This window comes from Photorhabdus caribbeanensis, assembly GCF_018448885.1.
Classification (GTDB): Bacteria; Pseudomonadota; Gammaproteobacteria; order Enterobacterales; family Enterobacteriaceae; genus Photorhabdus; species Photorhabdus caribbeanensis.
Genome location: NZ_RCWB01000048.1, coordinates 1 through 13,010 on the forward strand (window position 1 = coordinate 1; position 13,010 = coordinate 13,010).

10 protein-coding genes are annotated in these 13,010 nt (G+C 39.0%); 1 reads left to right on the forward strand and 9 read right to left on the reverse strand.

The window, feature by feature from the left end; all coding sequences use genetic code 11:
* Positions 1-768 precede the first annotated feature (768 nt).
* The 9 genes from EAE90_RS21070 to EAE90_RS21110 all read right to left on the reverse strand — a co-directional run bounded on the left by EAE90_RS21070 (position 769) and on the right by EAE90_RS21110 (position 11,489).
* Entirely contained in the window at positions 769-1,074 is a 306-nt protein-coding gene (locus EAE90_RS21070) for a hypothetical protein (protein WP_214055155.1), read from the reverse strand.
* An 86-nt stretch (positions 1,075-1,160) separates the two neighbouring features.
* Positions 1,161-1,298: a hypothetical protein gene (locus EAE90_RS21075; RefSeq protein ID WP_214055156.1), complete on the reverse strand. Its 138-nt coding sequence runs from the start codon at positions 1,296-1,298 to the stop codon at positions 1,161-1,163.
* Between the two features lie 938 nt (positions 1,299-2,236).
* The gene (cas6e, locus tag EAE90_RS21080; protein WP_214055157.1) at positions 2,237-2,911 is read right to left on the reverse strand and encodes a type I-E CRISPR-associated protein Cas6/Cse3/CasE; all 675 of its coding nucleotides are present in this window, start codon (positions 2,909-2,911) and stop codon (positions 2,237-2,239) included.
* The gene (gene cas5e, locus EAE90_RS21085) at positions 2,898-3,644 is read right to left on the reverse strand and encodes a type I-E CRISPR-associated protein Cas5/CasD (RefSeq protein ID WP_214055158.1); all 747 of its coding nucleotides are present in this window, start codon (positions 3,642-3,644) and stop codon (positions 2,898-2,900) included. Before cas5e ends, cas6e begins: the two co-directional genes overlap by 14 nt.
* Before the next feature lie 10 nt (positions 3,645-3,654).
* Entirely contained in the window at positions 3,655-4,689 is a 1,035-nt protein-coding gene (gene cas7e / locus EAE90_RS21090) for a type I-E CRISPR-associated protein Cas7/Cse4/CasC (protein ID WP_214055159.1), read from the reverse strand.
* Between the two features lie 20 nt (positions 4,690-4,709).
* Entirely contained in the window at positions 4,710-5,291 is a 582-nt protein-coding gene (gene casB, locus EAE90_RS21095) for a type I-E CRISPR-associated protein Cse2/CasB (protein ID WP_214055160.1), read from the reverse strand.
* Entirely contained in the window at positions 5,291-6,895 is a 1,605-nt protein-coding gene (casA, locus tag EAE90_RS21100; protein WP_214055161.1) for a type I-E CRISPR-associated protein Cse1/CasA, read from the reverse strand. Before casA ends, casB begins: the two co-directional genes overlap by 1 nt.
* A 14-nt stretch (positions 6,896-6,909) precedes the next feature.
* The gene (gene cas3, locus EAE90_RS21105; protein ID WP_214055162.1) at positions 6,910-9,627 is read right to left on the reverse strand and encodes a CRISPR-associated helicase Cas3'; all 2,718 of its coding nucleotides are present in this window, start codon (positions 9,625-9,627) and stop codon (positions 6,910-6,912) included.
* A gap of 506 nt (positions 9,628-10,133) precedes the next feature.
* Complete coding sequence (locus EAE90_RS21110) at positions 10,134-11,489, reverse strand: Fic family protein (RefSeq protein WP_214055163.1); 1,356 nt, start codon at positions 11,487-11,489, stop codon at positions 10,134-10,136.
* A 533-nt stretch (positions 11,490-12,022) separates the two neighbouring features.
* On the opposite strand from EAE90_RS21110, the gene EAE90_RS21115 reads away from it, so the two are divergent.
* Complete coding sequence (locus EAE90_RS21115; RefSeq protein WP_339921754.1) at positions 12,023-13,009, forward strand: reverse transcriptase family protein; 987 nt, start codon at positions 12,023-12,025, stop codon at positions 13,007-13,009.
* Position 13,010: the final 1 nt, after the last annotated feature.

Here is a 13,010-nt window from a genome sequence, read left to right on the forward strand (position 1 = left end):
CGAAACAAAATAATTCCCATTGAGGAATAAAGAAGCGGCAAAAATCATCGACATCGCAGAAAATTTCAACTAACTTGTTCATAGCCTGTTCCTCCCCGGAGCTGTTTCGGCGTGCACCAAAACATTGCTCCTGGAACAGGCTTCATGTCAATTTCTTATCCAGAATTCGGGTTAGATTAAGCTTTATGGAATATAGTATTTAAAAAATTCTAATTTGATAATATCATATTATATTATCAAATTTATTATTTTACTCGACTGAGAAAGTTTTCTATAAATCAACATATTATCCACTAAAAAGGAAAAGTTATTTTTTAGATAAAACTTTTCCACTATTTACTGCTACTAATTGATACTCCTATTCATCGTCTACAAGAAAGGATTTGGGTAGATTCTATTACGAGAGTACTTCGTGATTTTTTTGGCCCCCCAAATTATATATTGGGTATATTCCGTGATGCTTTTCAATATATGCACCAATGAGTTTTCCATGGATTTCTATTGGGTGTGAATAACAAAATGTGCTTTTCTGGGATTAATTTCTTTGGCATAACTCCCCGCCCCATAAGTCCTCCACCGGTAGTGGAGTTTTCGAATATAAACAGGATGTAAAAACCGAAGTCAGAAAAAAAGATGACATGTAGAAATACGAAAGTTTTTACATACTGTCAATAGAACCTCTTGATGATGCTCACTATCTACATAGACTTATGCGCATGTTTTATGGCATAGATGAGGTGTCTGATGAAAATACAAAGGGATTTAACTTTAATCTGTTTTTTTAGGCATTAACCCAAATAAAGGGTTATCAATAACAGGGATAACAGCAATATCGAATTTGTCTGGCTCCGGCAAAGAATCAATATCCATTAATGCGACAAATCGTGACATTGCTAAATAAGCTTCTTCAATATCATCGGCGTAAGCCACCCTCCCCAATTCATATTCATCCAGTATCACAAATCGGCGATTGCGTGTGTTAAACAGTACATAACCAACCACATCTGGATCACTTTCAATTACCCCCAACGTCTCAAGTTTTTTCTGAAATTTTTTTAGTCGCTTTTTCTTCATTACAAATTTCCTTTAGTTATCCTGAGCCATTCTCTTACGTGCAAAAATTCAATAAGCCGTTGACCTTAACACCGAGAAAAGCACTGTCAAATCACCGAGCGAATACTGCCATCGATATGCCCGAACCACAGATTTATCATTGGCCTGAAAATTGTGGTCAAGGCGGCAGCGAATTGCTCTTTCCCCGTAAAAACGGGGAGCATTTCTACTTCAACTATCATCATAAAACCTGAATCCGGTTTATCCCCATCAATTCAAGGAACGCCGACCCTTTATGTCAACTACCTTTCCGGATGACGGTTGATCCCCGTAGATTACGGGGAGCAAATTGTAACAAATGGTGATAGCTCTGTATTTAGCGGTTTACCCCCGTAGAAACAGGGAACAAGTCTATCTCTGCCAGCTAAAGCGCTAGCTGTTCGGTTTATCCCCGTCAATCACAGGGAACACGCTTCCAAACCTCAAAAATAACAGTATCAAGTCGGTTCACCCCCGTAGATACAAGGAACACCGCTTACTACCGACCGTATCACTGTTACTGTCCGGTTTATCCCTAATAGAGGCAGGGAGCATCAGGAAAGCCGGTTATCAGCGTCATTTTCACACGGTTAATCCCCGCCAGTACAATACAAGGAGTACAATACAGGGAACACATTTTTAGCTTTGCAGCTATTTGGGGCACTGCTAGGTCCATCCCCGTTAGTACAGGGAACATTTAGCGAACATAGTAAAGCATCACTCATGCCGCGGTTTATCCCTACATAATGCAGGGAACACTTACATTCTCTCTTTGACGAGATATATCGAGTTTGGTTCACCCCGGTAACGGTCAGGAACGTCCACTAACACGATATCCTATCATTGATTATAGCGGTTTATCCCATTAAACACAGGAAACATATTCTGCCTGGTTCAAATGTATACCAAAATTCAGGTTCATCCCCACAGACGTGAGGAACACGGTAATTATTTTATCCATATTTCCGTGAGTAGCGACTACCCCCTACTCTACAGAATGATATTAATTAGCAATATCACTTTTTACCATGCTTTTGAAATGTAACACAAACACTTAACAACCGCGAATGCGCCACCTTTAACATCAATATCCCGATACAACAAAGAATATTGCATTACGAGCTCCGACAAAAATAAATTTCCATTACACTGATCTGATTAACATCAATCCGCATCCCATCGCTTTAGCGCGACCAAAGCCTTTTGCATATTGTTCCAAATATAGCTCATCGTTAGTCACCGTCAGAAGTCCTTGAAAATCAACACTGGAAAATTGTATTTTCTGCCCCTGCTTTTTTACACTTCGATGCTGGGTATAACCTTCAACATCCAGTAAATCGTCAAACTGAATGCCCCACAGCTGCATACGACGACTATTCAACAACCAATTACGGGCGGCATCATCCATCATGGCTTTTATTTTCCCCTGCTCCATTTCACCTTTCTGCCTTGCCATAAACTTAGCATGCATCAAGACATCATGACGCCGACGTTTTCCAGAAGAGTCGGTGATACAGATTGTTGGATTAACGCGTAATTTGAAAGCTAAACGTTGCCCCACCTGCAATTGAGGATAAAACGCTTTCGTTTCCACCTCAAACAATGGTGACTGAGTTTGAGGTGATGTTTTAGATAAAACATAGAATACGGGGAGCCCCATTATTCCGATCTCTTCTCGAAATAGAAATTGACGTTTTTCATCTGATGAAAACAATTTCCATAACAATTGATGAGAAGTATAAACGCCATTCGCACCCAGTTTTGCTAATATATTTGCTGTTTGACTCGATTGCCGAAGCACAATTTTAGACAAATACATCAACACCCTCCTCGATAGAAAGTTGATACATAGTACGTTGCCGGAATTGCCAACGCGCTCGGTTAATCGGCTCATCCCAAGGATGGCTGATTAAGATATTTGAAGAGCTCATTTCATCTTTATTCCCCTCCCAAAAATAAGTCACAATCCCATTTGCCCCTAGCCATAACTTATCCTCTCTATCAGAATGAATCAGCGGTGGAAAAGGGATATCCAACGCTGTTTTTAATGCCGATGATGTAACGAGTTTAGGACAGAGAGGTAAAGCAAGCGGGCAAGATTTACGTCCAAGATGCAAGATAAATACGGGTTTAAGTAAAGCATCCCGTAATTGTTCAAGCGTAAAACCAGTGTGTTCAGTTAATGTAATAGCAATGATCCAAATACCATCACAACGATAATCGCGATTAGACAGAATGGTATTCAGTTTATCTGACTTTAATTCACTTTTACGGTTCTGATGAACCACACTATTACTGTGCGTCGGCACCTGCGTCGTATGGTAATCACGCATTAAAGAGCCAGGAACAGTCTGTTTAATTGCAATTAACACACTTTTTTGTAATTTTGCTAATTCAGACTCATTATCTCGTCGAATACCTAATGCCGCCCCTAATAATCCCAAAATCGCGGATCGGCCCGGATACAATTCCGTTGGCCTTTCCCCCCCAACCGCAGGTCGGCCCCAACTTGCCATCGGGCCATATAATCGGAAGACTAAATATGCTTTCATTCTGCCTCCATTACTGCACAATAAATTCAAGCAGCTCGGTTAAAGTTCCTTCCCCTGTGAATGTGTTGAATTTATAGCGGGCATCAGCACAAGTACCGTAAACCTGATCAATATTGTGCATTTGGCTTTCTAATGCATTAATTGCCGATGGCCCCTGATCGCTGTCATTAATGGGTTTTAAAAATGCAACAGATAAAGAACGAGGTTGTTGTTCGCCTTTCTCAGCGAGAGCAAAACTGGCATAAGCACGAGAAGCAAAACTATTCTGTTTACCCGTAGGCGATACTTTCATAGCGGCTTCTGTTAATGCTTTAATCGCTTTATTAGCAAGGGTTTCATCGCCATCCAAATTTTTTATTAATTGCGTTTTATTAATGCAGATATAACTGTAAAACAGCGCGGCGGCAAAACCCAATTCCCCGATATGGGCTGACCCGGTATCTTCCTTACCGTCATTTAAATCATCCACCGCCGTAAAATAATCATCTTCAATCACCACACTATGCACACTAATAGCATGAGCGACCTGACAGGCAGCCTCGACGTTAAATGCAGGACTTGAAGCTAACATCCGACCAAATAAAGCAATATCCACCGCAGTTTGCTTAGTTTTTAATAAATTAAGCTCTTCGGCTGTTGGCGCCCGATTTTCTTCCGCCAATACTTCAATTAACGACATGACAGATCGTTGCTCTGCCGGGCTGATATGTGCCAATTGTTCAATTTCTAAAGCATCTTTTTTCGTTTTTCCAAAAACACCTGCAATCGTCGCAGCCAATGCTTTAGCAGATTTTTCTTTCACTCCAGCATTGACCAAAGCGTCAAATACCTTAATACCAAATCGCTTGGTGCGAATACCAATATTCTCTGATAGCACCTGTTCAAATAACTCAGAAGTACGCCAGTGGCGTTTTAAACTTTGAGAACTCACACGTAAACGTTCAAAACCGCCCATTCTCGCTGTTTTAGGCCGGCCTAAATCATCACGATTAAGATTAGATGGCGCATAGGAAGTTAATAAGTGTAATTGAATAAACTGACTCATAATAATCATCCTAAACTCAATTAATGAAAATCCGATAAATCAACCGATTTACCACTAGCTGCACGGTAATAATCCATAACCCACTTCACTTTAATACGCTTATCCGGCTTACATGGCCGTAATTGACCATATTCAGCGAACCACTCCTCAATATCCTGCGCTAAAGCCAAAACAGAAATATTGCCTTTGACTTTCTGCAAAACTTGACGTAATCGACATAGTAATTCGTTCGGTGTTTTAGCATTTTGCAATTGTGAAAATCTTAATTCACTGACAACCGGTTTATTTCCTCCTCCTTTCTTACCCGCCGCTACCGCCAATGTAATACCGCTGTTGCTTTTCACATAAACTAATGCTGCCGCCATCGTAGCCCAATATTCTAATTTTACTGGACTATCTGATAAGCTAATTTCATCAGGCAAACTGAACCATAAATCCCGAAAACCCTCAGTTAACATAGCCATCTCAATGTTTTCACAGCGCTTTAACTGGGCTTTATAAGTAGAAGGCGCTGGAATAATACCTTTCTCTTTTAACTGTTTTGGTGACAAAAACATACTTTGCCACCAACGCAATAATATAATTTCGATCTTTTTGTCCATTACATTTCCTCTTTACCAGAGTGAATATGGTGATTGGTAATAAATGTGTTGATCTCTTTTAAAGCTCTCTGTCCATATAGCCCAATGATTAACTGCTGACGCGCTCTCATGCGTTTTACCATTGAACGCTCATTACCCAATTCAGATAAAACAACATATTCATCAAATAAATCTCTACAGAGATGACGTAAGGTATTAAGCCAATGTTTAGCCTGCTCTGGTGTCAGAAAAGGCGCATCCGAACGTCTATTATTGATAAGTTGATGCACCACAGAAAAAAACACGGATTCGCTTTGTTGCCAAAAAACCAAGTCAATAAAGGAAATGTCTCCTCTCACATCCGCGGGCTTTTCAAACCAAGCCGCTTTTATTTGATTCCGACATAGCCAAATCATATTGGTTGCCAATTTTTGCAGTTCTTTGACTTGATATAGAATCTTTTCCTGTTGTTCTGGTAAGACAAAAAACAACGGCACAGTGACAGAATACCAACAACGCGCTTTCATATTATCCATATCGTAGCCAAACACCCACAGACGAGGCATTACTCTTCGCAGTTCAGCAAAATGACAACATAAAGAGTAAAAATGGCTTACGACCGGCGCACAACGCTGCCCTCTCTCATGGCTGGTAAAAACTAAAACATCCCAAATTTTATATGTCACCCCTCCAGGTTGGCCTTTAATAGATAAATGTTGTGTTGGTTCTTTAAGATCCCATTTATAGGGTGTTAACGGATGGACCCAATTACCAGAATAATTGCCGCCATAGTTTTGTGTCCGATATTCAGAGACGGTGAATGCGGAATATTGACCTGAAATTTTGCAAATATTTTCCCCCTTTTCCACCACAAGTCGTATACGTCTCGGCATCGCCCAATACATATGTAAGGGATGCACATCCTCAGCATAAATTTCTGTCCCTTCATTAACACTCACTTTTGTTGGCGCTAACCAGGGAAAAACCTGAGCACTGGTTAAATCAGGTTCTGAATAATGCCATTCACTTCGACTAATGACGTTTAACCACAGTTTTTGCCATAATGTTGTATCAGTTTGTTGCGGCACCATTAACGTGGTTAATGGTCCTCCACCTCGTAATCCTACTCGATGCCCCACCCCTCCTGACGGCGCATTAATTTGTAAGGTAAACAGCGCCAGAGCCGCCATTTCAAGAGACATCACATCCCCGATGCCACGTTTAACAAAATGATCCGTATTAAGCTTTAAACCATTCGCTCCCGGCGCTTCAATTAGTAATCCGGCTACAGTAGTTGATTTTGCTGTTTTCAGCGGATCAAAATCTTGCATAAAAAGAGGCCCTATACCGGTAACATTAAAGGCATGTGTCACTTTATTAAAAGCGTGTTGTAATACCTTTTTGTCAGGTGGTGTTTCATATAGAGCATGCCATTGATATTTATCTTCCGGCGCAAAAACGGTTTGTAATAAACCAATGGCAAATTGGCAAGCTGCTCCTTGAAAATCAGCTCGCGGTAAAGCAAAGTCCATAACATCATGATCACATATCGCATTAATGGGCAGTACTTTTTCACTACCATCACGTAATCGAAAGGGCAACCACGGGTCCTGAACTAAGTTCATAACACCTCCTACTTTTATCTTTCACAAAAGCCTACTGTTGAAGAATAAGTAAAATTCGGATCTTGCTCTGGCAACCAAGGTCGCAAATATCTAATTTGGTAATATCTCTGTTGCAAGGCATTGAGAGCAGGTATTAACTCTGTCGGAACTGGCGCTAATTTATTTGCATACTTATTTCTGGATAATTTAATCGTACTCAGCGACACTGAGAATTCGCCTGAATTTACCCAAGGTACTAGTTGTCCTGAATCATTTTTTTTCAGTAATAACACCTCAACAGTTTCAATATCACTGTAACGAGCATTAATATCGGAATCATCTTCATACCAACGATCAGCACTGCGATCACAATAACCATATAATTGCCACTGTAACCAAAAAGATTTAGCTTTAGCTGTCTGACTTCGCTCCTCGTCAATGAATTCATTCCCTTGGTGTTTTAACACTTCCGGCGCTTGCTCATAGGCATGACCATAAACCGCTTCAATTAATTGGCGAGTTTCCACAGGCATACGTATAGCACCCAATTTTCTCAATACGCGCATGCTTAACCACAGACGGGCAGGCGAGCGATAAACACATTGCGTGTTGCGAAAATTATAACTTAGCCAATCTGATCCAGGTTGCTCCCGCCATTCAGGCGCGTGAACAAACAATATTGGCGCAGGGCGTGAATCTTTAATACCCCATCGATAGATACCATCGCTGTCGCGGGTGTGGCGATGCAAACGTCCGGCTCTCTGAATAAGATCATCAATAGGACAAATATCTGAAATCATGACATCGGCATCAATATCTAAACTCTCCTGAAATATTTGTGTGGCAATTAATGCTTTGCCTCGCCGCATTTCACCCTGACTATTTTTACCAAAGATAGTCAGGACATGATTTTCAATCTCTTTTCGATGCTGCAAGATAAACTGGCTATGAAATAACAGACAGCGCTCAGGTTCAGTAAGCAAACTTCGCAGTGCCTGATAAGCTTCAATAGCATCATCAACGGTATTTCGTATCCAAACGACACATTGCCCTTGTACAATGGCGGCTAATACCTTTTCAACACAACTACTAAAGCTATTTAAGAAATCAACTTTAACTTCCCGGCTAACATCTTTTCGACTTAATAACGGTTGTTCAATAACGGGCAATACGGCATTTAAACTTATTTTTGTTGCTAAAGGAAAATCCGTTTTTTGCAATAATTGAGAACTTAGTCCACCAGCATTCAGCCAAATATCTGTTAAACGTTGACGCTGTTTAAAGGTCAATGTTGCTGTCAACAAAATGGCTGAACCGCCCTGATAAAGATGCAGCGCTAATAAGTTTTCTAATAAATTAAACATAAATTCATCAGCCGCATGGACTTCATCAACGATGAGTACTTTACGATTAAGCCCAAATAATCTCAGTGATTGATAACGCCTTGGCAATATAGCCAATAAAGCCTGATCCATCGCTCCGATTCCAACAGGCGCCAACAGCGCTTGCTTACGTGGGTCCGCTAGCCATTGATTGCACTGCGCTGAAGAGGGGATATCTGTTTTACCATAGTTTCTATCTGGATGACCTAATGCCCAAACGGGTTCACGAAATTGATTATTCATCTCCCGCATACCATGAGCTAAAACGATATTGGGTTTACTATCATCCTCTATCGAGAGCATTTGCTGGTAATGTTTAGCAATTCGACTAAATATTGCATTAGACGATGCCATTGTAGGCAAACCAAAATAAAAACCATCAGCGGCTTTTGCCTGCATCAAACGGTGTGTAAGCGCAAGCGCCGCTTCTGTTTTCCCAGCCCCAGTAACATCTTCCAAAATAAATAGTTGAGGAGAATTATCTACAGAGATTGATTCGGCCCACTGTTGCAATGGTGTTGCGGCAAAACCGTAATATTCCTGGATGGAAATAAACGGCTTAACTACCGGCTCCTTACCTAAATTGGCCGCCATAACCGCCTTTTTGGCCATTGCTTGAGCATGTTTCCAATAATCTGCTAATGGCATAGGTTGAGATTGATACGCAAAATAATGATTATCTGAACCAATCCAATCCGCCAATATTGCAATACCCGCAAACTGCCAACTTACTTGTTCCAGTCGCCTTCGCCACTCTTTGGATTGTAATTTTTCAATGGGAAACTCAGGTTGAAATAACTCAACCAAATGATGTGCAAAAAGTGTGGCAGCATTAAGGTTATGAGGTTCAGTAAAACGTTTAATCGCTTTATAGTTTGTTTTATCAATTGGCCGACCGTGATGCCCTAATACACAATCCATGAATACCATTAAGGTATCAAACATCTCTCGCTGTTCTCTTCGCCCGACACTTTCAATATTAACCAGTCTATTAAGTAACTCTGCTTTGATATTTTCCCAAAAATATAACCCTATACGATCATGACAAAAATAACGGCCGCCAGACTCTTTAGGACAATCCGGTCGATGCAGACCGACTGCCTGACCGGGAAGTAATTTTTGAAAAGCAGATGCAAATTTACCAATATCGTGTAAAGCCAATATAAAAGAGACTATGCTTTGTAACTGCTGTGTAGATAACGTTAAAAAATTAGCAAGATCTCTAGCTAACGATCTTTCTAGAGAGAGTAACTGCATTCCCACCGCTGCAACATCTAAACAATGGTAAGGAAGCAGATGATAATCTGCACTATCAACCTCTAAGACTCGCTTCGCCTTACCCCAGTATTGAAAATAAATTGGCATTTCCATCTAAAATCCTTACTTAAACATCTGTTTTACCTATTTTTAGAACATAATGCGAAAATTTAGATCAGAAAAATACTAGTTTCTGTTTTTTTAGGATAATTCTGTATAAAAACTCATTACCTAAAAAGACGAATTTTTGGCCCACTTCTAAGTAAAAAGCGACATCTTAGTGCAACGAACAGCTTAACCGGGTAGCCAACCTATATTTATCTGTTTGATAAATAAAGATAATTACATGTAAGCTGTACCTGTTTTACCAAAGGTTCATTTACACTGATAACCCTGCGTATAGGATGTCAGGCCAAGGTGGAATGAAAATACTGACGGGTGTTTAGCGATGTCAATTACTATTATTTCGCAAATCGATTTTTAGTCCTAACCGCATAAATTTAAATCCCAATGCGGTAACGTAACGAAAGAGCTAATTAATAGCTTATCTAAGATAACCTCGTAATTAACCCGGAAATTTTTTATGGTTATGTAGCTATTCAATAGCATGAATACAAAGACTATCGGTGTTTTCCTTTCCATTTTTCAAATTGCGAAGGCCGGAGGCCATACCTTGCCAACACACCTTCATGCAATCGCCGTAGCTCTTCAATAACCAATGCTTTTAACGTGTCGTGCTCAGATTGACTTAATTCATCGGAAATTAATTTATCTATAACGTCAATTGAATCCATCTCTGGCGCGGCAACTACCCGATAAACAATCTGCTTAATCACATTTCGATATTGTAATCTTAGCGGATCTGGTGCGGTGATTCCCTGCGTGACAGCCAAATATTCTTGGGCAGAACGCTCATAAGCCCACAAATAAAAATCCCTTAGTAATTCAACTCGGGTCATTTCATAAATACCAAGCATTGCGCGGCTATATGCCTCTTCCGGTACATCGACAAAAGTTAACGGACATAGATTTGCACGAATCAACGGCAAATTAGCTGCCAGGCGGGAAGTTCGCTTATTTACATCAGAAAAAGGCTGTAAATATGGCAAATGGACCATCATAAAAAAGGATTGCTCAAACGGATCTGATATAGCTCGTGCTTTCCCAAGCAACGAATCCAAAATTTTACTGATATGGGCTTCACCCGCTAACGGTCTGAAAACACTTTTTCCTATTTCAACTTGATGTTGACGGATACGTCCTTCATAGACAGGATTAGATAATAAATTTTCAGATAATGTACTGTGTAAATTGAGAACGGTATACCGATTAAAATCAAGTTCCTCAATACCATCGACAAGTAATTCAATAGCGGCTTTATGGTTTAGGATCATTTGGGTTTCAATAGCATTTTTTCCTACCGCAACTTTTCCATATTCAATCAACTTCACCGTATCCAATCGACTGTAAGTATTTCCTTCCAAATAACTTGAAGCCCACGATAAATCAATGAGCAAACGATCCAAGATAGCTCTACCATAGGTTCCTGCTGGCTGTGAGATTTGTTTCGTATCTCCAATTCGCCAGAGCTGATTACGAATTGGAACCGACAAATAATAAGTGACATTCGGCTCATATGATTCCAGAAACTCTCGCTGATAACCGACAGGCGTCTTCGCTTTGAGAGGTTGATCAATATAACGAAGAATATCCTTACTATCCTCAGACAGTGGAATATAGCTCGGGAAATTATCCGATCTATCCGCTACCGAATATGATGTTTCCCCGGTAGCGATAGCATAGCGGCGACTTCGACCTTTACCCAATATCTGTACTTTCTTATCTTCAACAAGTCGCCCCAACCAACGTTGAACAGTTCTTCTAGGAACGGAGGGATACTCCGCCAATAAATCCGAAACGGACATAGGTTGTGATGCAACACACAAAGTTTCATAAATATCGGTCATTGAACTCATAGCGAACAACAGCTCCCAGTAAGAATACTGGCGCGATTATGGCGCGATTTAAAATCATCGCACCATTTCAAATAGATAGAGCTTTTTTGTACCCTCATTGTTAATCTCTCTTAGACTAATATATACTTGTTGGATATATTTTAAGGATATTTACCTAAGTATAAATACGAACACTCAAGCCATATTTATAGAAATAGAGCAACGGTATTGCTCTGCAATTATTAAGAAACATTAAAATAACTCCCAGTTTTATACTAGTGTTCCTATAAACATTAATCACAAAGTTAACAATTACTCCTAACTCTAACTTTATTAGTTTGAATATAATCTCTTTTTCCAGATCCTAACTTTAAAAAAGTTGCCTTTTTATTCGAACTGGCTTATATTTTTCCAATGCTAGCGACTAGGAGTATCTCCAGTCAACAATGTTAGCCTCTACGAGCCTTTATGTAATGTTACTCTTGTACTGCCCTGCTTCATAAATCTGAAGAGGGTATGTACAGGTAGTAAATTTCAAAGAGAACGAGTCTTTTGTGAATATTCCTGATAATCCCATTACTCCTAAGAGTAAAAAACCACTTAAATTGGAAACAATTTTCAGCATCGCATTTCATGAAAAAACTAAATTAGATGATTTTTTATCTTTTAATGTTAAAAGTGAATATAAAAAATTAGAATACAACGGACGTATAATTTATCAGCCTTCGACTAAACTTAAAAGCTACCACAAATTTATTAATGATTTTATTCTTTTCCATTTAAATATTAATAAAGAGGTAGTTTATTCATATAGAAAAGGAAGTAGTACTTACGAAGCAGTAAAAAAGCATTCTGATAAAAAATGGTTTTTCAACACAGATATTAATAATTTCTTCTCAAGCATCACTAAAAAATTTGCAAGAGAAGTGTTAGAAAATAACACGTCGGCAATCCCTATTATTGATATACCAGAGTATTATGATAAAATATTAGACTTTATAATTGTGGATAATATATTACCAATTGGTTTCTCTACCTCACCAGCATTCAGTAATGCGTGTCTATACAAATTTGATAACAATATTCAAGACTATTGTTCAGAAAACAACTTAATTTACACCAGATATTCTGATGACATAATAATATCATCAGATGATAAAGAAATAATTCATAGTATTTATACAACAGTATCCAGCTTTCTCAGTAAAGAGAATAACGGTAATTTTTCTTTACATAAACACAAAACAAAGATCGTTAATAAAGGCAATAAAGTAAAACTTCTTGGTATGGTTGTGCTACCTTCCGGGAAGGTTACTGTTGATATAAAAATAAAGAAAAAAATTGAGTATTTAATTCACTTTTATATTACTGACAAAGATAAATTCAAAGATGCTGTTGGTAAAGATGTAGAGAAAGGAATTGAGATGATTTCAGGAAACCTTAACCATATAAATACTATTGATAAAAATTATTTAAATAAGCTCAGAAAAAAATACGGCAATGTTATAATCGATATGTTTTTCCATAAGAATGTATTCTAAG

Bases quoted from the DNA above. Each gene is read 5' to 3' on its own strand.
- EAE90_RS21070 (WP_214055155.1), bottom strand. From the start codon at position 1,074: ATGAAGAAAAAGCGACTAAAAAAATTTCAGAAAAAACTTGAGACGTTG.
- EAE90_RS21075 (WP_214055156.1), bottom strand. From the start codon at position 1,298: ATGATGATAGTTGAAGTAGAAATGCTCCCCGTTTTTACGGGGAAAGAG.
- cas6e (WP_214055157.1), bottom strand. From the start codon at position 2,911: ATGTATTTGTCTAAAATTGTGCTTCGGCAATCGAGTCAAACAGCAAAT.
- cas5e (WP_214055158.1), bottom strand. From the start codon at position 3,644: ATGAAAGCATATTTAGTCTTCCGATTATATGGCCCGATGGCAAGTTGG.
- cas7e (WP_214055159.1), bottom strand. From the start codon at position 4,689: ATGAGTCAGTTTATTCAATTACACTTATTAACTTCCTATGCGCCATCT.
- casB (WP_214055160.1), bottom strand. From the start codon at position 5,291: ATGGACAAAAAGATCGAAATTATATTATTGCGTTGGTGGCAAAGTATG.
- casA (WP_214055161.1), bottom strand. From the start codon at position 6,895: ATGAACTTAGTTCAGGACCCGTGGTTGCCCTTTCGATTACGTGATGGT.
- cas3 (WP_214055162.1), bottom strand. From the start codon at position 9,627: ATGGAAATGCCAATTTATTTTCAATACTGGGGTAAGGCGAAGCGAGTC.
- EAE90_RS21110 (WP_214055163.1), bottom strand. From the start codon at position 11,489: ATGAGTTCAATGACCGATATTTATGAAACTTTGTGTGTTGCATCACAA.